Source organism: Variovorax sp. FW305-3-2-15-B-LB1 (genome assembly GCF_058787635.1).
The window spans coordinates 21,787-41,668 of record NZ_JBYSZY010000020.1 but is presented as its reverse complement, the minus strand read 5'-3'; the positions used below and the strand labels follow the sequence as shown (position 1 = coordinate 41,668).

Here is a 19,882-nt window from a genome sequence, read left to right as displayed (position 1 = left end):
GAAATCAGGCGCCGAACACCAGCGCGCGGTGCATCGACACCCCGGCGAACAGCCCGTCGGCCGAGGCCAGCGTGGCGTTGGAAAAAGCCATCGCCACATCGCCCGCCGCGTACACACCGGGCACCGTGGTCGTCTTCATCGCATCGACGCGCAGCACCGGGCCCGTGGGGCCGTCGTCGAACGCGCAGCCCAGCTGCTCGGCCAGCGGACTGGCCGGCCGCGTGTGCGGCGCCACGAACAACGCCTCGATCGGCACGCGCCGGCCGTCGTCCAGGCGCACGGCCGCCAGATCCGTCCCCTGCCCTTCGAGGCCGGCGATGCACCCGGGCTCCACGGCCACGCCGCGTGATTGCAGCCGGGCGCGTGCCTCGGCATCTGGCCCTTCCTCACCATTCAGGAAGAGCGTGGTCGGGCCCCACTCGGCGATCAGCAGCGCGTGATCCGGCGGATGCGCACTGTGAAAGAGCACGCCCAGCGGACGGTCGCCGAACTCGTAGCCGTGGCAATAGGGACAGTGCAGCACGCTTTGGCCCCAGCGCTCGCCGAGGCCCGCGATGTCCGGCAGGCCGTCCTGCACGCCGAAGGCCAGCAGCAGCTTGCGCGTCGAGAGCTGTTCCCCGCTGTTCAATGAAACCGTGAAGCCCTCCGCGCCATCGGCCATTGCCGCAGTCACCGTGCCTTCGACGAAGGTGACGGACGGATAGGCGAGCAGCTTCTCGCGCGCGTCGGCAATCATCTGCAGCGGCGGCATGCCGTCCTGCCCGAAGAAGCCGTGCGAGGCCGCGGCGAAGCGGTTGCGCGGGGCGCCCGCGTCGACCACGCAGACCTTCCTGCGTGCGCGCGCCAGTTGCATGGCGGCGGAGAGGCCGGCAAAGCTGCCGCCCACGATGAGTGCGTCATGACGCATGTGCGATGTCCTTCGCGGTGAAGCCGCCACCCGTCATGCGGCGATGAAAGTCTCTGGAAAGATCGGCCAGCGTGATCCCGTTGAGCCGCCGCAGCAGCAGCGCCTCGGCCTCCTGGCAGGCGCCGTCGAGCGCCGCGTTCACTGCCTGCTCGACGATGCAGCCCGGGCTCTCGGTGCGGTTGCCCATGGCCAGCAGCGCAGGCGCGCCGACGGCGTTGTGGATGTCGCCCAGCGTCACCGAGCCCAGCGAACACGACAGCACCCAGCCGCCGCCATGCCCCTTGGCCGAGCTGACGAAGCCGGCCTGCCGCAGCCCCGCCATGAGCCTTCGCACGACCACGGGGTTCGTCTGCATCGCCGCGGCGAGCGCCTCGGAGGTGATGGGGGCGTCCAGCTCGGCCATGTGCAGCAGCACGTGGAGCACGCCGGAAAGCTTGCTGTCTCGTTTCATGCAACATTATGAGTTGCATGTTTTCGATGACGTGGCGCATCGCTCCAAGAAACCCCGGATCGGGCGGGGATTTGCAAACGCCGCCCTAACGCACGGGCCCCCGATTCCGCCGACGGCCGATTCCCACAGCGTCGAGCGAACGCGCCGCACATGGCGACAACCTGCCGGCCCGTCATGGTTGCCCCCGAATCGATCGAACCCCGGTCGGTTCTGCAAACCGTGACTCAGCAACGAAAGGAACTGTCACTCATGACTACACATGCAACCAACCGCATCTTCATCGGCGCCATGCTGGCGGGCCTGCTGGCCCTCGGCGGGACGGCCCAGGCGCAAGGCGTCGGGGTCGGCGTGGGGGTCAACGCCGATGTGAAGGCCTCGGGCAGCACCGGCGCGACGCCACAAGGCGGCGCAGCAGGTGCACGCGCGCAGACCGGTGCGTCGGCCGATGCCAACGCGGACACCTCCACCTCCGGCGCGACCGGCGGCGTGGGCAATGCCGTCGGTGGCGTGCTCGGCACGGCCACGGGTGCGGTCGGCGGTGCCACCGGCGCCGTGGGCGGCGCGACGCAAGCCGTCGGCGGTGTGACCAACACCGTGGGCAGCACCGTGAACAGCGCGACCGGTGCCGCGGGCGCCGTGGGCGGCGCCGTGAAACCGGCCACGGCCGGCGCCAAGGCGAGCGGCAAGGCCCAGGGCTCGGGCGCGGTCGACCTGCACAAGAAGTAAGCAGGTCCAAGCTGCAGCGGCCGGACGCGGCTGTTGCAGCGCATCGCTCCGCAAGTAATCAAGCCCGCAGCGCTAAAGCGTTGCGGGCTTGTGTCGTTCAGAGGTCGAGGGCAGGCAGCTTGAAGAGGCTGGTGACTTCGGTGTCGAGCACCACCAGCGCGCGCTGGTTGAACAGCCGCCAGCGCCAACGCAGGATACCAAGCGTGGGGCGCTTTTCAGAACGGCGCACCTCGATCACATCGGCCACGAGCCGCAGCGCATCGCCGGGTCGCACGGGGTTCGGCCAGCGCACGTGCTCGAGCCCGGGCGACGCGAACGATTCGGAACCGGCCAGCGCCGCCTCGACCACCAGCCGCATCGCGATCGAGCAGGTGTGCCAGCCGCTCGCGATGAGCCCGCCGAACGGGCTGCCGGCGGCGGCCTCGGCGTCGGTGTGGAACCACTGCGGGTCGTAGGCCCGCGCGAACTGCACGAGTTCGGCTTCGGTGAGCACATAGGGCCCGGCCTCGATGACCTGGCCTGCGTGGAAGTCGGCGAACTGCATCCGCCGCAGCTTAGTACGTTTCGAGGTGCAGACGACCTTCGCGCTTGAGTTGCGCGCCGACGGTGTCCCAGTCGAGCCCCGCTTCCTTCGCCACGTCGCGCAGTGCGAGCACCACGCCCTCTTCCATGCTCTTGAGGCCGCACACATAGAAGTGGCTAGCGCCGTCCTTGAGCAGCGCGGCCAGGTCGGCGGCGCGTTCGCGCATCAGGTCCTGCACGTAGCGCTTGGGCTGGCCCGGCGTGCGCGAGAACGCGAAGTTGATGTCGATGAAGTCTTTCGGCAGCGATTGCAGCGGGCCAAAGTACGGCAGCTCCTGCTGCGTGCGCGCGCCGAAGAACAGCATGAGCTTGCCGCCTTCGAACTTGCCGCTCTTGCGCAGGCGCCGGCGCCATTCGGTCATGGCGCGCATGGGCGCGCTGCCGGTGCCGGTGCAGATCATCACGATGTGCGACTTGGGGTGGTTCGGCATCAGGAACGATGCGCCGAAGGGCCCCACCACCTGCACCGTGTCGCCCACCTTGAGGTCGCACACGTAGTTGGAGCACACGCCGCGCACCGGGTCGCCTTCGTGGTCCTCTGTGACGCGCTTCACGGTGAGCGAGACGTTGTTGTAGCCGGGCCGCTCGCCGTTGCGCGGGCTGGCCACCGAGTACTGGCGCGCATGGTGGCGCTTGCCGATGGCGTCGACGCCCGGCGGCACGATGCCGATCGACTGGCCTTCGAGCACGGGGAACGGCACCACGCCGAAGTCGAGCACGATGTGGTGCGTCTCGCTGTCGAAGCCGGCCTCGGTGCAGTTGAAGTTGCCCACCACCGTGGCGGTGGTCGGCGTCTTCGGCGGAAAGAGGTTGGTGTAGGCGTGCGCGGCCGACCAGGGCGGCACGCTGGCGCCGTACTGCGCGGAGTTGAAGGCGGGCTCGGTGCCCTGCACGGCGGCCTGGGCCTGCGTCTGGGCGGGCACTTCCGCGGCCTCGGCCGCAGCGCCGGACACGCCCGCGGCTTCGAGTTCTTCGGGCGACAGCTCGGCGGGGAGTTCTTCCCACGTGAGCTGCTCTTCGATGGTGTACGCGCGCACCAGCGGCATGGTGCGCCAGTTGTCGATCGAGCCCGTGGGGCACGGCGAGATGCAGGCCATGCAGCCATTGCAGACGTCCGCACGCACGACGTAGTTGTTGTCGTCGTGCGTGATCGCGTTCACGGGGCAGGTCGCCTCGCAGGTGTTGCAGCGGATGCAGATCTCGGGGTCGATCAGGTGCTGCTTGATGACCCCGGCTTCAACGACCATGTCCATGTTGTTCTCCATGCCCTCGCCGTGGGGACGAGGGCTTCATATCCAGACGCTCAGCCGAAACGCACGTATTCAAAGTCCACCGGCTGGCGGTTGATGCCCATCACCGGCGGCGAGATCCAGCCTGCGAACTTGCCCGGCTCGATCACGCGGCCCATCAACGATGCCACGAAAGCGAAGTCTTCGGAACTCGGCAGCCATTCGTCGCGCTTGGCGGCCCATTCGATGTCGTTCACCACACGGCCCTCGGGCGACATCTTGATGCCGGCGAGTGCGCCGATCTGGCGGTTGAAGGCCTTGTGCGGCACGACCAGGCGGGTGGGAATGCCGGCCTTCTCGAGCACCTTGTTCCAGCGGCCGACGCCGGCCACCGAGTCCTTGATGAAGTCGTCGCGCAGCACTTCGTTCAGGGCGTTGAGCATCGGCACGTCCTTCTCGACGAGCTGGCCGTCCTTCACCTCGAGCACCTTGTAGGTCTGGCCCTTGAGCACGTGGTCGTCGTCGCGCTTGCCTTCTTCGTAGCGGCCCTTCAGGCCCGAGCTGTAGAAGATGGCGGCGTTGCTCGACTGGTCGGCACCGAACAGGTCGATGGTCACCGAGTAGTGGAAGTTCAGGTAGCGCTGGATGGTGCCCAGGTCGATGCAGCCGGCGGCGCGGATCTTCTGCGCGTCGTCGGTCTTGAGCTCGTTCATCACCTGCGCGGTGCGCGCGATGACGCGCGACACGCCGCTCTCGCCCACGAACATGTGGTGGGCCTCTTCGGTCAGCATGAACTTCGTGGTGCGCGCCAGCGGGTCGAACGCGCTCTCGGCCAGCGCGGCCAGCTGGAACTTGCCGTCGCGGTCGGTGAAGTAGGTGAACATGAAGAACGCGAGCCAGTCGGGCGTCTTCTCGTTGAAGGCGCCCAGGATGCGCGGGTTGTTGGCGTCGCCCGAGGTGCGCTGCAGCAGCGCGTCGGCCTCTTCGCGGCCGTCGCGGCCGAAGTGCTTCTGCAGCAGGTAGACCATGGCCCACAGGTGGCGGCCTTCTTCGACGTTGATCTGGAACAGGTTGCGCAGGTCGTACATCGACGGCGCGGTGAGGCCCAGGTGGCGCTGCTGCTCGACCGACGCGGGCTCGGTGTCGCCCTGCGTGACGATGATGCGGCGCAGGTTGGCGCGGTGTTCGCCGGGCACGTCCTGCCAGACCTTCTCGCCCTTGTGGTCGCCGAAGTGCACTTCGCGGTTGGCGTCGCCCGGGTTCAGGAAGATGCCCCAGCGGTAGTCGCGCATCTTTACGTGGCCGAACTGCGCCCAGCCCTGCGGGTCGACGCTCACGGCGGTGCGCAGGTACACCTCGTGGTTGGTCGAGCCCTCGGGGCCCACGTCGTCCCACCAGTTAATGAAGTTGGGCTGCCAGCCTTCGAGCGCGCGCTGCAGCGTGCGGTCTTCGCCGAGGTTGACGTTGTTGGGGATCTTCTCGCTGTAGTTGATCGTGCTCATCGTTGTTCCTTGGGTTGTGCGGACTGCTCTGTGCTCAAACGCGGTTCAGGTCGAAGCCGGCTTTTTGACCGGTGCCGTAGACCTTCAAGGCGCCCTTCTCGCCGACGGCGTTGGGGCGGTTGAAGATCCAGTTCTGCCAGGCCGTGAGGCGGCCGAAGATGCGGGTGGCCATGTTCTCCTTGCTGGCGAAGCGCAGGTTGGCTTCGAGGCCGGTGAGTGCGTCGGGCGACATGGCGGCGCGCTCTTCGATGGCAATGCGGATCTCGTCGTCCCAGTCGATGTCGTCGGGTGCGGCGGTGACGAGGCCGAGCTTCACGGCTTCGTCGGCGTCGAGCGCCTGGCCGGCGGCGGCGCGCGCGGCTTCGAGCGGTGCGGCCTCTTCGTAGAAGCGGCGCTGCAGGCGGCTCTGGTCGTTCACCATCGGGAAGAAGCCGAAGTTGAATTCGTTGAGCGTGAGCTTCGGCGCGCGCGCGGCGTCGTCGGGCAGCGCGAGCATGTAGGTGCGGTCGGCCGCAAAGGCCAGCTCGGCCAGCGTGCCGGCGAAGCATGAGCCGGCCTCGACCAGCGCGAACAGGCTGCGCGACGACACATCCAGACGCGCCAGCGTGCGGCGCAGCGCGCCGATGGTTTCGCGCACCAGCCAGTGGTCCTTGTTCGCGAACATCACGGCATCCGATGCGAGCACGGCGGCAGCGTCGCCCTCGGTCTTGAGCAGCCAGGTGCCGACGTCGAGTTCGTTGGTGCGCAGGTTGAGGATGGCGTCGTCGAGCTCGCGGCACACGGCCAGCGGCCACCAGGCGGCGCCCGCGGCTTCGATGGCGGCGATGTCGGCCGGCTGCGCGCCGGTGGGCGCCTTCACGGTGATCGTCGCGGTGCGCTTGCTGCGATCGATCTGCACATTGACGTTGGCATACGCGATGCCATCGGCGCTGTCGGTGCGCTCGACGCGGGTCAGGGCCACGCCCTTGGCACCGGCGGGGCGGTCGCTGCCGGCGGCGAGTTGGGTGGCGCGTTCCTGCACGGCGGCGGGGAACTGTGCGGGCTTGGCCACGGCATCGACCAGGCGCCAGTCGACCGCGCGCTGGCCACGCACGCCTTCGACGCTGGTGCAGAAGATGTCGGCGAGGTCGTGGCGCACGTGGCGCTTGTCGGTCACGCGGGTCAGGCCGCCGGTGCCGGGCAGCACGCCGAGCAGCGGCACTTCGGGCAGCGAGACGGAAGAAGATCGGTCGTCGACCAGCAGGATCTCGTCGCAGGCCAGCGCCAGCTCGTAGCCGCCGCCGGCGCAGGCGCCGTTCACGGCCGCGAGGAACTTCAGGCCCGAGTGCCTGGAGGTGTCTTCCACGCCGTTGCGCGTCTCGTTGGTGAACTTGCAGAAGTTCACCTTCCAGGCGTGGCTGGAAACGCCGAGCATGAAGATGTTGGCGCCGGAGCAGAAGATGCGGTCCTTGCCGCTGGTGACGATCACGCTGCGCACTTCGGGGTGCTCGAAGCGGATGCGGTTGAGCGCGTCGTTCAGCTCGATGTCCACGCCCAGGTCGTAGCTGTTGAGCTTGAGCTTGTAGCCGGGGCGAATGCCGCCGTCTTCCGCGATGTCGAGCGTGAGGCGCGCAATGGCGCCGTCGAAGCTCAGCGACCAGTGGCGGTACTGGGCGGGTTCGATGCGGTAGTCGACGCGCTGGGGCGCCTGGAGCGTGGTGTCGGTCATGCGGAAGTCTCCTGTGGGGCTGTGTTCAGAAAACCGTGAACAGGAATAATAATGCACTTCCTTGTTCCGATGACATGCATCATGCTGCATGCAAACAGGCAAGTCAATGCCTGTTGTGCTTTTTTTCAGATTTCAGTGATGGGCGGGTCGCACGACGGTCAGGGGGTGTGCGCAGGACACCGGGTACTTCCCTCCGCGAATGTCCCCCGGGCTTCGCCCTCCTCCTTGATTTCGCTGCGGGAAGCACCCAGTGCCCTGCGCACGGGGCACGCGGTCGGGCCACGGCCGATCAACCACCGCTCTGAAAACGCTCACGCCGATGGGGTGCCTTGCGCAGCGAAATCAAGGAGGAGGGGCGAAGCCCCGGGGGACATTCGCGGAGCAAGGTACCCCGTCGGCGGGAGCGTCGCCCTGAACAGCGAACGCCCCAACGCCAGCAAGCGAAAACTCAGGCCAACCCCATCGACTGCCGGGCAACCGCGCGCAGCGCCTGAAAGCTCTGCGGCAACGTCTTCCCACTGGTATCGACCGACAGATCGGCCTTCGAATAGAAGGCGGCGCGCCCATTCAGGATGCGGCGCAGGTCTTCCATGGCTTCCTTGCTGGCGGCCATCGGGCGGGTGTCGCCCTGCGCGGCCACGCGGCCCATGTGCTCCTCGGGCGCGGCCTGCAGCCACACGGTGGTGCAGTGGGCGAGCAGCTCGTTGAACGTGGCCGGGTCGGACACGATGCCGCCGGGCGTGGCAATGACCACCTCGCTGTAGATCTGCACCGCCTCTTCCAGCGCGCGGCGCTCGTAGCGGCGGTAGGCGTTGGTGCCGTACAGGTCGTGGATTTCGCGCACGCTGCAACCCGCCAGCTTCTCGATCTCGCGGCTCAGTTCGATGAACGGAATCTCCAGGTCTTCGGCCAGCATCTGCCCCAGCGTCGACTTGCCCGCGCCGCGCAGCCCCACGAGCGCGATGCGCCGGTGCCGCGCCGGGTCGACCGAGGCCGTGCCCAGCATCTCGCCGAGCGCCACGCGCACGCGGCGCAGGTCGGCCTCGCTGCGGTGCTCCAGCAGTTCGCGGATCAGCAGCCACTCGGGCGAACTGGTCGTCACGTCGCCCACCAGCTCGGCCAGCGAGCAGTGCAGCGCCCCGGCCACCTGCTGCAGCACCAGGATCGATGCGTTGCCGATGCCGTATTCCAGGTTCGCCAGGTGGCGCTCCGACACGTCGGCCGACAGGGCCACCGCCTTGCGCGTGAGGCCGCGCTGCGCGCGCAGGTTGCGCACGCGGTCGCCCAGTGCCACCAGCAGTGGGTTCTTGGCCTCCCCGGCCACGGCGGCGCCGTGGTTGTTGCCGGTGCCGCCCTCGGGCGCGGTGGCCAGCACCGCGTCTACATGCTCGTTCATGCCATTCCTCGTTCTTCGCCGGGATTGTGCGCGCTCAGGGTAAACACCATGGATGCACTATATTGCTTGACACCTGTTGTCTCGCTGCTTATTGTTCGATCACACGCAAGATACTGCACACGCAGACTTCCTGCAAGAAGACGATAGTTCATCCGTTCGAGGCCCACGATGTCCGACACCCCCACGCCCGCCACCGGCAAGGCGGCATTTCACCAGCTGATCGCCGACCTGACCGCCGAGATCGCCGGCCAGCCGCTGGACGCCACGCTCGACCAGTGGCTCAACGCCACCCACGGCGCCGGCAGCGCCCGTTTTGCACAACTGCGCCAGGCCTGCATCGGCGGCGTCGCCGAAGGCTGGCTGTGCGATCGCGAAGGCGGCGGCATCAAGTACGGCCGCGTCTTCAAGGCCGAGGACGCGCTGCACCGCTTCTCGGTCGACGTGGTCGACATGCAGGACCTCGCCGGCCCGCACCACACGCACCCCAACGGCGAGATCGACCTGATCATGCCGCTGGACGACACCCCCGCCGCCACCTTCGACGGCCGGCCCGCGGGCTGGTGCGTCTACGGGCCCGGCACCGCACACCGCCCGACCGTGGCCCAGGGCCGCGCGCTCGTCCTGTACCTCCTGCCCGAAGGGCAGATCAAGTTCACTTCATGACCGACCTTCTCGCCAACCACGTCGCCGGCCGCTGGCAAAGCGGCACGGGCGCCGGCACGCCCCTGTTCGACCCGGTGCTCGGCACCGAACTCGCGCGCGTCGACGCCACCGGCCTCGACCTGCCCGAAGCCTTCGCCTTTGCGCGTGAGCAAGGCGGCCGCGCGCTGCGCGCCCTCACCTACCGCCAGCGCGCCGGCCTGCTCGCCGCGCTCGTGAAGGTGCTGCAGGCCAACCGCGACGCGTACTACGAGATCGCCACCGCGAACTGCGGCACGGTGAAGAACGACTCGGCCGTCGACATCGACGGCGCGATCTTCACGCTCGGCCAGTACGCGAAGTGGGGCGATGCGCTCGGCGACGTGCGCGCGCTGCGCGACGGCGAGGCCGTGAAGCTCGGCAAGGAGCCCGTGTTCCAGTCGCAGCACCTGCAGGTGCCGACGCACGGCGTGGCGCTGTTCATCAACGCCTTCAACTTCCCCTCGTGGGGCCTGTGGGAAAAGGCCGCGCCCGCGCTGCTGTCGGGCGTGCCCGTGATCGTGAAGCCCGCCACGGCCACCGCCTGGCTCACGCAGCGCATGGTGAAAGACGTGGTCGATGCGGGCGTGCTGCCGGCCGGCGCGCTGTCGGTCATCTGCGGCAGCTCGGCCGGCCTGATGGACCAGCTCCAGCCCTTCGACGTGGTCTCGTTCACCGGCTCGGCCGAGACGGCCGCCGTGATCCGTTCGCACCCGGCCGTGGCCGAGCGCTCGGTGCGCGTGAACATCGAGGCCGACAGCCTCAACAGCGCCCTGCTGCTGCCCGGCGCCGCGCCCGGCAGCGAGGCCTTCAACCTGCTCGTGCGCGAAGTGGTGCGCGAGATGACGGTCAAGTCGGGCCAGAAGTGCACCGCCATCCGCCGCATCCTGGTGCCGGCCGAGGTGTACGACGCCGCCGCCGAAGCCATCGGAGCCAAACTCGCAGGCGTGACCGTCGGCAACCCGCGCAACGAGAACGTGCGCATGGGTTCGCTCGTGAGCCGCGCACAGCTGAACGCGGTGCGCGACGGCCTCGACGCACTGGCCGCGCAGACCACCGTGCTGCACGACAGCAGCAACAAGCCCCTCATCGACGCCGACCCCGCCGTGGCCGCCTGCATCGGCCCCGTGCTGCTGGGCGCGCGCGACGCCGACGCGGCGCAGCGCGTGCACGACGTGGAAGTGTTCGGCCCGGTCGCCACGCTGCTGCCCTACAACGACCTGGCACACGGCATCGCGCTCGCGCACCGTGGGCAGGGTTCGCTCGTCACTTCGCTGTACGGCAGCGACGACGCCGCGCTGGCGCAGGCCGCGCTGTCGGTCGCGCCGAGCCACGGCCGCGTGCACGTCATCACGCCCGAGGTGGCGCAGGCCCACACCGGCCACGGCAACGTGATGCCGATGTCGCTGCACGGCGGCCCCGGCCGCGCGGGCGGTGGCGCCGAACTGGGCGGCCTGCGCGCGCTCGATTTCTATCACCGCAGGAGCGCGGTGCAGGCGAGCCCCGGCGTGCTCGCCGCCCTCGGCCTCTAGCGCCACGCACAGGCCCCAAGGAGACACACGATGAACAGCAGCCTGCCCGCACGATTCAACTTTGCCGAACACCTGTTCGCCCTCAACCGCGGCCGCGCCGAACGCACCGCCTACATCGACGACCGCGGCACGCTGGGCTACGGCCAGCTCGAAGACCGCGCGCGCCGCCTGGCCGCCGCGCTGAAGGCCGCAGGCATCCGCCGCGAAGAGCGCGTGCTGCTGCTCATGCTCGACGGCAACGACTGGCCCGTGAGTTTCCTGGGCTGCCTCTACGCGGGCATCGTGCCCGTGGCCGTGAACACGCTGCTCACGCCCGACGACTACGCCTACATGCTCGACCACAGCCGTGCGCAGGCGGTGCTGGTGTCGGGCGCGCTGCTGCCGACCTTGCAAGATGCGATGGCGCGCGGCGGCCATGAAGTGCAGACGCTGTTCGTGTCGCAACCGACGGGCCCGCTGCCCGAAGGCGCGCAGGAGTTCGAGGCCGCGCTCGCCGCCGCCGAGCCCCTGCCCGCACCGGCACCCACCGCGTCGGACGATCCCGGCTTCTGGCTCTATTCCTCCGGCTCCACCGGCAAGCCCAAGGGCACGGTGCACACGCACGCCAACCTGTGGTGGACCGCCGAGCTCTACGGCAAGCCCGTGCTCGGCCTCACCGAAGGCGACGTGTGCTTCTCGGCCGCCAAGATGTACTTCGCGTACGGCCTGGGCAATGCGCTGACCTTCCCGCTGTCGGTGGGCGCCACCGTGGTGCTGATGGCCGAGCGCCCCACGCCCGACGCCACCTTCCGCCGCTGGACCGAGCACAAGCCCACCGTGTTCTTCGGCGCGCCCACCGGCTTCGCGGGCATGCTCGCCTCGCCGAAGCTGCCGGCGCGCGAAGCCGTGGCGCTGCGCATGTGCTCGTCCGCCGGCGAAGCACTGCCGGGCGAGATCGCACAGCGTTTCAAGGCGCACTTCGGCTGCGAGATCATCGACGGCATCGGCTCGACCGAGATGCTGCACATCTTCATCTCCAACCGCCCCGGCGACGTGCGCTACGGCACCACGGGCAAGCCGGTGGACGGCTACGAGGTCGAGCTGCGCGGCGAAGACGGCCGCCCCGTGCCCAACGGCGAGGTGGGCGACCTGTACATCCGCGGCCCGAGCTCGGCGCTCATGTACTGGTGCAACCGCGAGAAGTCGCGCGACACCTTCCAGGGCGGCTGGACCAAGAGCGGCGACAAGTACACGCGCGACGCCGACGGCTACTTCACGTACGCCGGGCGCAGCGACGACATGCTCAAGGTCAGCGGCATCTACGTCTCGCCCTTCGAGGTCGAGGCCACGCTGATGCAGCATCCGGCCGTGCTCGAGGCCGCCGTCATCGGCAAGGACGACGCCGACGGGCTCACGAAGACCAAGGCCTTCGTGGTGCTGAAAGACGGCGCCGCGGCCACCGAGGACGAGCTCAAGGCCTTCGTGAAGGAGCGCCTGGCGCCCTACAAGTACCCGCGCTTTCTGGAGTTCGTGAGCGAGCTGCCGAAGACGGCCACCGGCAAGATCCAGCGCTTCCGGCTGCGCGAACGCGAGAAGCAGGCATGAGCACGCCGACGGTTGCCACCGACTTCGCCACCATCGACTGGCGCGGGCGCACCGTGCGCATCGAGTGCCAGTGGATCGCCCCCGAGCGCGGCGCCGGCGCCCCGCTCATCGTGTTCCTGCACGAGGGCCTGGGCTCCGTCGCGATGTGGAAGGACTTCCCCGCCCAGGTCTGCGAGGCCGCCGGCGCGCGCGGGCTCGTGTTCTCGCGCCCCGGTTACGGGCGCTCCACGCCGCGCGCCGAGGACGAGATCTGGGACGTCGACTTCATGCACCGCCAGGCGCACGAGGTGCTGCCCGCGCTGTTCGCCGCGCTGAAGCTCGGCGACGAAAAACCCTGGCTCTTCGGCCACAGCGACGGCGGCTCGATCTCGCTGCTGTACGCCTCGCGCTTTTCGGACAGGGTCGCGGGCCTCGTGGTGCTCGCGCCGCACATCTTCGTGGAAGACAAGACCGTCGCGAACATCGAGATCGCGCGCACCGCCTACCGCAGCACCGACCTGCCCGCCAAGCTCGGCCGCTACCACGACAGCGCCGACTCGGCCTTCTGGGGCTGGAACCGCATCTGGCTGCACCCGCCCTTTCGCGACTGGAACATCGAGGCCGAGCTGGCCACCATCCGCTGCCCCGTGCTCGCGGTGCAGGGCATCGACGACGAGTACGGCACGCTCGCGCAGATCCGCGACATCACACCGCGCGTTGGTGGGATTTGCGAGCTGCTCGAAATCCCTGAATGCGGGCATTCCCCGCATCGCGATCAGCCGGATCGTGTCATCGTCGCGACCGCTTCTTTCATCACCAACAACAGGAGACAGACACCATGACGAACCTTCGCACCGCGCGCCTGGCGCTCACGGCCATCGCCTTCGCCGCCCTGGCCTCCGCGGCCGGCGCACAAGGCACCGGCAAGCTCAAGGTCGGCCTCATGCTGCCCTACAGCGGCACCTACACCGCCCTGGGCGTGGCCATTGAAAACGGCTTCAAGCTCTACGTGGAACAGCAAGGCGGCAAGCTGGCCGGCCGCGAGATCGAATACTTCAAGGTCGACGACGAGTCCGACCCGGCCAAGGCCACCGACAACGTCAACAAGCTCATCAAGCGCGACAACGTCGACGTGATCGTCGGCACCGTGCACTCGGGCGTGGCGATGGCCATGGCCAAGGCCGCCAAGGAAAGCGGCACCGTGCTCATCGTGCCGAACGCCGGCGCCGACGCGGTGACGGGCCCGATGTGCGCGCCCAACATCTTCCGCAGCTCGTTCAGCAACTGGCAGCCGGCCTACGCCATGGGCGAAGTGGCGGCCAAGCAGCAGGGCAAGAAGAAGGTCATGACCATCACCTGGAAGTACGCGGCCGGCGAAGAGTCGGTCAACGGCTTCAAGGAAGGCTTCGAGAAGAACGGCGGCAAGGTCGACAAGCAGCTCACGCTGCCCTTCCCCAACGTGGAGTTCCAGGCGCTGCTGACCGAGATCGCGGCGGCCAAGCCCGATGCGGTGTACGCCTTCTTCGCGGGCGGCGGCGCGGTGAAGTTCGTCAAGGACTACCAGGCCGCCGGCCTGAACAAGACCATCCCGCTGTACGGCCCCGGCTTCCTGACCGACGGCACGCTCGACGCGCAGGGCGAGTCGGCGCAAGGCATGCTCACCACGCTGCACTACGCCGACGGCCTGAACACGCCGCGCGACAACGCCTTCCGCGTGGCGTATGCCAAGTCGTTCAAGCTGCAGCCCGACGTGTACGCGGTGCAGGGCTACGACGCCGCGCAGATGCTGGGCGTGGGCCTGAATGCCACCAAGGGCGACATCTCGAAGAAGGCCGAGTTCACGGGCGCGATCGAGAAGGCGAAGATCGACAGCCCGCGCGGCACCTTCACGGTGAGCAAGTCGCACAACCCGGTGCAGGACATCTACCTGCGCAAGGTCGAGGGCAAGGAAAACAAGCTGGTGAGCACCGCGATCAAGGGTCTCTCCGATCCGGCTCGCGGCTGCCGGATGTAAGCAGGGCCACGGGCCTTCGGTTCTCTCTCGTTCCCTCGCGGCCCCCGATCAAGTTCACGGGGCTGCGAGCCGCCTTGCGGCAACCACACTCAACTGGGATCTCACGGTGGATTTCGGAACCTTTCTCGTGCAGTGCCTGAACTCCGTTCAGTACGGCCTGCTGCTCTTTCTCGTGGCCTCGGGGCTGACGCTGATCTTCGGGATCATGGGCGTCATCAACCTCGCCCACGGGAGCTTCTACATGATCGGCGCCTACATGGCGTTCTCGCTGGCGCCGCTGTTCGGCGACCAGTTCCTGCTGATGCTGGTGGCCGGCGTGGTGCTGGCCGCGATCTTCGGCTACGTGCTGGAGTGGGCCTTCTTCAGCTACCTCTACCAGCGCGACCACCTGCAGCAGGTGCTCATGACCTACGGGCTCATCCTGGTGTTCGAGGAACTGCGCTCCATCTTCGTGGGCAACGACGTGCACGGCGTGAAGGTGCCCGCGTGGCTGGACGGCAGCTTCGCGCTGGGCAACGTCATGAGCTACCCGTGGTATCGCCTGTTTGCCTCGGCCGCCTGCATCGTGCTGGCCGTGGGCCTGTACTACGTGGTGAACCGCACGCGCCTGGGCATGATGATCCGCGCCGGCGCGAGCAACCGCGACATGGTGCGCGGCCTGGGCATCGACGTGAAACGGCTGTACCGCATCGTGTTCGCGGCAGGCGTGGCGCTGGCGGCGCTGGCCGGCATGATCGCCGCGCCGATGTCCTCGGTGTACCCCAACATGGGTGCGAGCGTGCTCATCATCTGCTTCGTGCTGGTGGTGATCGGCGGCATCGGCTCGATCACGGGGGCGCTCGTCGCCTCGCTGCTGGTGGGCTTCGTCGACACCTTCGGCAAGGTGTTCTTCGCCGACCTGGCGGGCATCGGCATCTACCTGCTGATGGCCATCGTGCTGATCTGGAAGCCCGAAGGCTTGATGGGGAGGCGGCCATGAGCCCGGTGGTTGCATCCGCACCTTCGTCGCCGCGGCGTGGTGCCTTCATCGTGCCCGTGCTGTGCGCCATCGCGCTCGGCGTGGCCGGCCCGCTGCTGGGCAACTACGCGTCGGACTTCATCGTCAAGGTGATGATCCTGTCGATCTTCGCGCTCAGCCTGGAGCTGCTGGTGGGCATGACCGGGCTCGTGAGCCTGGGCCATGCGGCCTTCTACGGCATCGGCGCCTACGTCACCGTGCTGGCCTCGGGCAACGAGGGCGGCAACTTCGCAGTGCTGCTGGTGCTGTCGATGGGCGCGGCGGCGCTGTATGCGCTGTTCGTCGGCGCGCTGAGCCTGCGCACGCGCGGCGTGTACTTCATCATGGTCACGCTGGCCTTTGCGCAGATGGCCTTCTTCGTGTTTCACGACACCAAGGTCGGCGGCGGCAGCGACGGCATCTACCTGTACGTGCGCCCGGCCCTCGGCGCGCTCGACATGGAGAACCGCACGGTGCTGTTCTACGTGGTGCTGGCGGCGCTGGTGTTCACCTACGGCCTGCTGGCGCTCATCCGCCGCTCGCGCTTCGGTGCCGCGCTCGCGGGCATCCGCGTGAACGAGCAGCGCATGCGCGCGGCGGGCTTCGCGGTGTACGGCTACAAGCTCGCGGCCTTCGTGCTCGCGGGCGCGCTGGCCGGGCTCGCGGGCTTTCTGCTGGCCTCGCGCGACGGCGTGGTCAACCCCGAGCTGATGGCCTGGCACAACTCGGGCGAGGTGCTGCTGATGGTGATCCTGGGCGGCCTGGGCCACCTGCGCGGTGCGGTGATCGGCGCCGTGGCCTTCACGCTGCTGAAGGAAATCTTCTCCACCCACGCCGTGATGGGCCCGCTGGCCGACCACTGGCAGCTCACGCTGGGCATTGCCATCATCGTGTTCGTGGCGCTGCTGCCCAAGGGCCTGATCGGCCTGGTGCAGCGCCTGTCGCCGAAGGGGGGCGCATGACCGCCGCACTGCTGTCCGTGGACAAGCTCACGCGCCGCTTCGGCGGCCTCACGGCCGTCAACGCCGTCACGCTCGACCTGCACATCGGCGAGGTGCATGCGGTGATCGGCACCAACGGCGCCGGCAAGTCGACGCTCATCAACATGCTCTCGGGCGAGATCGAGGCCTCCGAAGGCCGCATCGCGCTGGACGGCGTCGACATCACCGCGCGCGCGCAATCGCGCCGCGCCCGCGACGGCGTGGGCCGCAGCTACCAGCGCACCACCATCTTCCCGGAGTTCACGGTGCACGAGAACTGCCGCCTCGCCGCGCAGGCCGCCACGGCAAAACCGTGGGCGATCTGGCAGTCGTCGCAGCGCTGCGCCACCAGCAACGCCTCGGCCGACGCCGCGCTCGAAGCGGCGGGCCTCACGGCCGAAGCCCGGCGCGTCGCCGGCACGCTGAGCCACGGCGCGCAGCGCCAGCTCGAAGTGGCCATGTGCCTGGCCACCCACCCGCGCGTGCTGCTGCTGGATGAACCGCTCGCCGGCATGGGCGCGGAAGAGACCGACCGCATGCTCACGCTGCTCGCGCGGCTGAAGGCCACGCACGCCATCCTGCTGGTGGAGCACGACATGGACGCCGTGTTCCGCATCGCCGACCGCATCACGGTGATGGTGAACGGCACTGTCATCGCCACGGGCAACCCACAAGAAATTCGCGAGAACCCCGAGGTCCGCACGGCCTACCTCGGCGAGGAGCAACACTGATGCTGATCGTTCGCGACCTCAACACCTACTACGGCAACAGCCACATCCTGCGCGGCGTGCACGCCGGCATTCCCGCGGCGACCTCCGTCGGCCTGCTCGGGCGCAACGGCATGGGCAAGACCACGCTCATCCGCACGATCATGGGCTACGTGCGCCCGGCCTCCGGCGAGGTGCAGGTCGACGGCCGCACCGTCACCGGCCTGCCGCCCGAGAAGATGGCGCGCCTGGGCATCGGCTACGTGCCCGAGGGGCGCGGCATCTTTCCGAACCTGTCGGTGCGCGAGAACCTCGTGATGAGCGAACGCGCCGGCGTCGACGGCCAGCGCGCCTGGACCTTCGACCGCGTGATGGCCACCTTCCCGCGCCTGTCGGAACGGCTCACGCACGGCGGCCAGCAGCTGTCGGGCGGCGAGCAGCAGATGCTCTCCATCGGCCGCGCGCTCATGACCAACCCGCGCCTCTTGATCCTCGACGAAGCCACCGAAGGCCTCGCCCCGCTGATCGTGGCCGAGATCTGGCGCGTGATCAGCGAAATCCGTGCGACGGGCATCGCCACGCTGATCGTCGACCGCGACTACCGCAAGGTGCTCGCGCACACCGACCTCGCGGTGGTGATGGAGAAGGGACAGATCGTGCGGCATGGGGCGTCGGCCGACCTGCTGGCCGAGCCGCAGGTGCTGGAGGAACTGCTGGGCGTGTGAGCACGCGTGGCGGGCGTCACCCGGTCCGCTGCGCCATCAGGAAATCGATGAACACCCGCATGCGCAGCGGCACGTGGCGCCCGTCCGGGTACAGCAGCGTGTAGGGCCGCGAACGGCCCGCGAAGGGCTTCAGCACCTCGACGAGCGAGCCGTCCGCCAGTTCCTTCTCCACGACGAAGCGGTAGGTCTGGAACAACCCGGCGCCGCTTTTCGCGAGCGTGACGCCGCCGAGCACGTCGTCGGAACAGCTGTAGGCGCTGTCCGCGAAGACTTCGCGGTCCTTGCCGTTCTCCTTGAAGAGCCACGAAATGCGGCGGCCGCTGCTGGGCAGCTCGAACTGGATGCACTCGTGCGCGGCGAGGTCGTCCAGCGTGCGCGGCGTGCCGGCCTTCCTCAGGTATTTGCGCGTGACGACCACGACCAGGTCCGCATCCTCGAGGTGCCGCGCAATCAGCGTGGAGTCGGGCTGGGCCCGCACGCGCACGGCCATGTCGTAGCCCTCTTCCACGAAATCGATGTTGCGGTTGCTCAGGTGCACGTGCAGCCGGATGTCGGGAAAGCGTTCGCGAAACGCCGGCAGCAAGGGCAGGATGCGGTGGTGGCCGTAGGTGGTCGGCACGCTGATGCGCAGCGTGCCCGAAGGCAGCGCCTGCTGGCCCATCACCTCGCGCTCGGCCTCGGCGAGCTGCGCCAGCGCCTGTCGGCACTGTGCAAAGTAGGAGCGGCCCGCGTCGGTGAGCCGCACGCTGCGCGTGGTGCGCACGAAAAGCCGCAATCCCAGCCGCTTCTCGAGCCGGGAGATCGATCGGCTCACGGCCGCCGGCGTCACACCGGCAGCAAGTGCCGCAGAGGTGAAGCCGCCGCTCTCCGCAGCGAGGCAGAACAACTCGATGCTGCCCAGGAGGATGTCGCCGAACTGCCGCTGCATGGATTCATTACCTCACGTATCAAGTGAAGTGCGAGTCTAGTGATTTATCTATTGATGCGTCATCAATACAGTTCTCCCCACGTCATCAACTTCCCTGGAGAACCGACATGCAGGACAACTCTTCCCTCACCGTGGTCATCACCGGTGCCTCGAGCGGCATCGGCCTGGGCCTTGCGCAGGCGTACCTCGCGCGCGGCTTCAACGTGGTCGCGAATGCGCGCACCGAAGAGCGGCTCGCAGCCGCCGCGAAGCAGCTCGGCAACCCGGCGCGCCTTCTCGGCGTCGCGGGCGACATCGGCCGCCGCGACACCGCGCAGCAGCTCGTCGACCGCGCCGTGGAGCGCTTCGGCCAGGTCGACGTGCTCGTCAACAACGCGGGCATCTTCAACGCGAAGCCTTTCGTCGACTACACCGAAGACGACCTCGAGCACATGGTGGCCACCAACCTCAAGGGCTTCGTCTACGCCTCGCAGGCCGCGGCAAAGCACATGGTTGCGCGCCGCCAGGGACACATCGTCAACATCACCGCGAGCATCGCGCTGCAGCCGAACCAGCAGGTGCCGGCTGTGTTGCCGGTGCTGATCAAGGGCGGCATCAATGCCGCGACGCGCGCGCTGGCGCTCGAACTCGCACCGCACAACGTCAAGGTGAATGCGGTGGCACCCGGCATCGTGGACACGCCGCTGTACACGCCCGAGCAGCACGGCTTCCTCAACGGCCTGGCGCCCGCTGGCCGCATCGCGACCGTGCAGGAGATCGCCGATGCGGTGCTCTACCTCACGAGCGCCGATTTCACGACCGGCGTCGTGCTGCCCGTGGATGGCGGCATGAGCACCGGCAAGTGGTAATCACCTCAGTCATTCACCCAAGGAGCACACCATGCCTTTCATCAACCTGAAGATCACCCGCGACGGCGTCACGCGCGAACAGAAAACCCAGGTCATTGCCGAGTTCACGGAAACGCTCGAACGGGTGCTGAAGAAGCCGCCGGAATGGACGCACATCGTGATCGAGGAGATCGACACCGACGACTGGGGCTTCGCGGGCCTGACGACCACCGAGTACCGCAAGCGGCTGGCCGACCGTGCGAAGCCGCCGCAGTGAAGGAATGGCGCCGGATCGGGCCACATTGCCCTCGATGTGAGGGGGAGTAACACGTCCGTTCCACCGGGTTTCACCTCTGTCCTGCGACAGCGCGACAGCCGAATCATGTCCGGCTGCGCAGCCCCTCCCCGTGCCGCGCCCACCCACGCACGA

Annotated in this window: 20 protein-coding genes; 12 read left to right on the top strand and 8 right to left on the bottom strand. The window is 68.3% G+C overall.

Translation table 11 applies throughout. The features are described 5' to 3' along the window. Window positions 1–4: 4 nt before the first annotated feature. Window positions 5–907: an NAD(P)/FAD-dependent oxidoreductase gene (locus AC3WQR_RS14755; protein WP_492742497.1), complete on the bottom strand. Its 903-nt coding sequence runs from the start codon at window positions 905–907 to the stop codon at window positions 5–7. Beyond that, a complete protein-coding gene (locus AC3WQR_RS14750) occupies window positions 897–1,358 on the bottom strand; it encodes an Rrf2 family transcriptional regulator (protein WP_492742496.1) in 462 nt (153 codons plus the stop codon). The genes AC3WQR_RS14755 and AC3WQR_RS14750 overlap by 11 nt, the downstream gene beginning before the upstream one ends. Window positions 1,359–1,607: 249 nt before the next feature. Here AC3WQR_RS14750 and AC3WQR_RS14745 point away from each other — a divergent pair, with 249 nt between their 5' ends. Beyond that, window positions 1,608–2,084 (top strand): hypothetical protein, encoded by a 477-nt coding sequence (locus tag AC3WQR_RS14745; RefSeq protein ID WP_062470328.1) that lies wholly within the window; start codon window positions 1,608–1,610, stop codon window positions 2,082–2,084. Window positions 2,085–2,181: 97 nt separating this feature from the next. On the opposite strand, the gene AC3WQR_RS14740 is transcribed toward AC3WQR_RS14745, so the two are convergent. The 5 genes from AC3WQR_RS14740 to AC3WQR_RS14720 all read right to left on the bottom strand — a co-directional run bounded on the left by AC3WQR_RS14740 (window position 2,182) and on the right by AC3WQR_RS14720 (window position 8,501). Continuing rightward, window positions 2,182–2,628 carry a MaoC family dehydratase gene (locus AC3WQR_RS14740; RefSeq protein ID WP_492742495.1) on the bottom strand — a complete coding sequence of 149 codons (447 nt, stop codon included), beginning with the start codon at window positions 2,626–2,628 and terminating at the stop codon, window positions 2,182–2,184. A 10-nt stretch (window positions 2,629–2,638) separates the two neighbouring features. Next, complete coding sequence (gene boxA / locus AC3WQR_RS14735) at window positions 2,639–3,919, bottom strand: benzoyl-CoA 2,3-epoxidase subunit BoxA (protein WP_062470507.1); 1,281 nt, start codon at window positions 3,917–3,919, stop codon at window positions 2,639–2,641. 50 nt (window positions 3,920–3,969) lie between these two features. Next, window positions 3,970–5,397 carry a benzoyl-CoA 2,3-epoxidase subunit BoxB gene (boxB, locus tag AC3WQR_RS14730; protein ID WP_062470322.1) on the bottom strand — a complete coding sequence of 476 codons (1,428 nt, stop codon included), beginning with the start codon at window positions 5,395–5,397 and terminating at the stop codon, window positions 3,970–3,972. A 34-nt stretch (window positions 5,398–5,431) separates the two neighbouring features. Beyond that, window positions 5,432–7,105 (bottom strand): 2,3-epoxybenzoyl-CoA dihydrolase, encoded by a 1,674-nt coding sequence (boxC, locus tag AC3WQR_RS14725; RefSeq protein WP_492742494.1) that lies wholly within the window; start codon window positions 7,103–7,105, stop codon window positions 5,432–5,434. A 448-nt stretch (window positions 7,106–7,553) separates the two neighbouring features. Further along, on the bottom strand, window positions 7,554–8,501 hold the full coding sequence (locus AC3WQR_RS14720; protein ID WP_095743079.1) for a helix-turn-helix transcriptional regulator: 948 nt from the start codon (window positions 8,499–8,501) through the stop codon (window positions 7,554–7,556). A gap of 168 nt (window positions 8,502–8,669) precedes the next feature. On the opposite strand from AC3WQR_RS14720, the gene AC3WQR_RS14715 reads away from it, so the two are divergent. The 9 genes from AC3WQR_RS14715 to AC3WQR_RS14675 all read left to right on the top strand — a co-directional run bounded on the left by AC3WQR_RS14715 (window position 8,670) and on the right by AC3WQR_RS14675 (window position 17,697). Then, window positions 8,670–9,164 (top strand): 4-hydroxylaminobenzoate lyase, encoded by a 495-nt coding sequence (locus AC3WQR_RS14715; RefSeq protein WP_095743078.1) that lies wholly within the window; start codon window positions 8,670–8,672, stop codon window positions 9,162–9,164. Beyond that, a complete protein-coding gene (locus AC3WQR_RS14710; protein WP_492742493.1) occupies window positions 9,161–10,711 on the top strand; it encodes a 3,4-dehydroadipyl-CoA semialdehyde dehydrogenase in 1,551 nt (516 codons plus the stop codon). Before AC3WQR_RS14715 ends, AC3WQR_RS14710 begins: the two co-directional genes overlap by 4 nt. 30 nt (window positions 10,712–10,741) lie before the next feature. Then, entirely contained in the window at window positions 10,742–12,295 is a 1,554-nt protein-coding gene (locus AC3WQR_RS14705; protein WP_492742492.1) for a benzoate-CoA ligase family protein, read from the top strand. Next, entirely contained in the window at window positions 12,292–13,116 is an 825-nt protein-coding gene (locus AC3WQR_RS14700; protein ID WP_492742491.1) for an alpha/beta fold hydrolase, read from the top strand. The genes AC3WQR_RS14705 and AC3WQR_RS14700 overlap by 4 nt, the downstream gene beginning before the upstream one ends. Continuing rightward, on the top strand, window positions 13,113–14,288 hold the full coding sequence (locus AC3WQR_RS14695; protein ID WP_307582577.1) for an ABC transporter substrate-binding protein: 1,176 nt from the start codon (window positions 13,113–13,115) through the stop codon (window positions 14,286–14,288). The genes AC3WQR_RS14700 and AC3WQR_RS14695 overlap by 4 nt, the downstream gene beginning before the upstream one ends. A gap of 106 nt (window positions 14,289–14,394) precedes the next feature. Further along, window positions 14,395–15,267 carry a branched-chain amino acid ABC transporter permease gene (locus AC3WQR_RS14690; RefSeq protein WP_062470301.1) on the top strand — a complete coding sequence of 291 codons (873 nt, stop codon included), beginning with the start codon at window positions 14,395–14,397 and terminating at the stop codon, window positions 15,265–15,267. After that, window positions 15,264–16,247, top strand: coding sequence for a branched-chain amino acid ABC transporter permease (locus tag AC3WQR_RS14685; RefSeq protein ID WP_095743074.1), 984 nt, complete (start codon window positions 15,264–15,266; stop codon window positions 16,245–16,247). Before AC3WQR_RS14690 ends, AC3WQR_RS14685 begins: the two co-directional genes overlap by 4 nt. Next, on the top strand, window positions 16,244–16,996 hold the full coding sequence (locus tag AC3WQR_RS14680; RefSeq protein WP_062470295.1) for an ABC transporter ATP-binding protein: 753 nt from the start codon (window positions 16,244–16,246) through the stop codon (window positions 16,994–16,996). Before AC3WQR_RS14685 ends, AC3WQR_RS14680 begins: the two co-directional genes overlap by 4 nt. Further along, window positions 16,996–17,697 (top strand): ABC transporter ATP-binding protein, encoded by a 702-nt coding sequence (locus AC3WQR_RS14675; RefSeq protein WP_492742490.1) that lies wholly within the window; start codon window positions 16,996–16,998, stop codon window positions 17,695–17,697. The genes AC3WQR_RS14680 and AC3WQR_RS14675 overlap by 1 nt, the downstream gene beginning before the upstream one ends. 16 nt (window positions 17,698–17,713) lie before the next feature. Here the strand turns inward: AC3WQR_RS14675 and AC3WQR_RS14670 are convergent, their stop codons facing one another. Next, complete coding sequence (locus AC3WQR_RS14670; protein WP_492742489.1) at window positions 17,714–18,625, bottom strand: LysR family transcriptional regulator; 912 nt, start codon at window positions 18,623–18,625, stop codon at window positions 17,714–17,716. Between the two features lie 107 nt (window positions 18,626–18,732). On the opposite strand from AC3WQR_RS14670, the gene AC3WQR_RS14665 reads away from it, so the two are divergent. After that, window positions 18,733–19,473 (top strand): SDR family NAD(P)-dependent oxidoreductase, encoded by a 741-nt coding sequence (locus AC3WQR_RS14665; protein ID WP_492742488.1) that lies wholly within the window; start codon window positions 18,733–18,735, stop codon window positions 19,471–19,473. Window positions 19,474–19,504: 31 nt separating this feature from the next. Next, a complete protein-coding gene (locus AC3WQR_RS14660) occupies window positions 19,505–19,729 on the top strand; it encodes a tautomerase family protein (RefSeq protein ID WP_139703453.1) in 225 nt (74 codons plus the stop codon). Window positions 19,730–19,882 lie beyond the last annotated feature (153 nt).

Bases quoted from the DNA above. Each gene is read 5' to 3' on its own strand.
- AC3WQR_RS14715 (WP_095743078.1), top strand. From the start codon at position 8,670: ATGTCCGACACCCCCACGCCCGCCACCGGCAAGGCGGCATTTCACCAG.
- AC3WQR_RS14675 (WP_492742490.1), top strand. From the start codon at position 16,996: ATGCTGATCGTTCGCGACCTCAACACCTACTACGGCAACAGCCACATC.
- AC3WQR_RS14740 (WP_492742495.1), bottom strand. From the start codon at position 2,628: ATGCAGTTCGCCGACTTCCACGCAGGCCAGGTCATCGAGGCCGGGCCC.
- AC3WQR_RS14680 (WP_062470295.1), top strand. From the start codon at position 16,244: ATGACCGCCGCACTGCTGTCCGTGGACAAGCTCACGCGCCGCTTCGGC.
- AC3WQR_RS14665 (WP_492742488.1), top strand. From the start codon at position 18,733: ATGCAGGACAACTCTTCCCTCACCGTGGTCATCACCGGTGCCTCGAGC.
- AC3WQR_RS14750 (WP_492742496.1), bottom strand. From the start codon at position 1,358: ATGAAACGAGACAGCAAGCTTTCCGGCGTGCTCCACGTGCTGCTGCAC.
- AC3WQR_RS14685 (WP_095743074.1), top strand. From the start codon at position 15,264: ATGAGCCCGGTGGTTGCATCCGCACCTTCGTCGCCGCGGCGTGGTGCC.
- AC3WQR_RS14745 (WP_062470328.1), top strand. From the start codon at position 1,608: ATGACTACACATGCAACCAACCGCATCTTCATCGGCGCCATGCTGGCG.
- boxC (WP_492742494.1), bottom strand. From the start codon at position 7,105: ATGACCGACACCACGCTCCAGGCGCCCCAGCGCGTCGACTACCGCATC.
- AC3WQR_RS14660 (WP_139703453.1), top strand. From the start codon at position 19,505: ATGCCTTTCATCAACCTGAAGATCACCCGCGACGGCGTCACGCGCGAA.
- AC3WQR_RS14705 (WP_492742492.1), top strand. From the start codon at position 10,742: ATGAACAGCAGCCTGCCCGCACGATTCAACTTTGCCGAACACCTGTTC.
- AC3WQR_RS14710 (WP_492742493.1), top strand. From the start codon at position 9,161: ATGACCGACCTTCTCGCCAACCACGTCGCCGGCCGCTGGCAAAGCGGC.
- AC3WQR_RS14700 (WP_492742491.1), top strand. From the start codon at position 12,292: ATGAGCACGCCGACGGTTGCCACCGACTTCGCCACCATCGACTGGCGC.
- AC3WQR_RS14755 (WP_492742497.1), bottom strand. From the start codon at position 907: ATGCGTCATGACGCACTCATCGTGGGCGGCAGCTTTGCCGGCCTCTCC.
- AC3WQR_RS14695 (WP_307582577.1), top strand. From the start codon at position 13,113: ATGACGAACCTTCGCACCGCGCGCCTGGCGCTCACGGCCATCGCCTTC.
- AC3WQR_RS14720 (WP_095743079.1), bottom strand. From the start codon at position 8,501: ATGAACGAGCATGTAGACGCGGTGCTGGCCACCGCGCCCGAGGGCGGC.
- boxB (WP_062470322.1), bottom strand. From the start codon at position 5,397: ATGAGCACGATCAACTACAGCGAGAAGATCCCCAACAACGTCAACCTC.
- AC3WQR_RS14670 (WP_492742489.1), bottom strand. From the start codon at position 18,625: ATGCAGCGGCAGTTCGGCGACATCCTCCTGGGCAGCATCGAGTTGTTC.
- boxA (WP_062470507.1), bottom strand. From the start codon at position 3,919: ATGGACATGGTCGTTGAAGCCGGGGTCATCAAGCAGCACCTGATCGAC.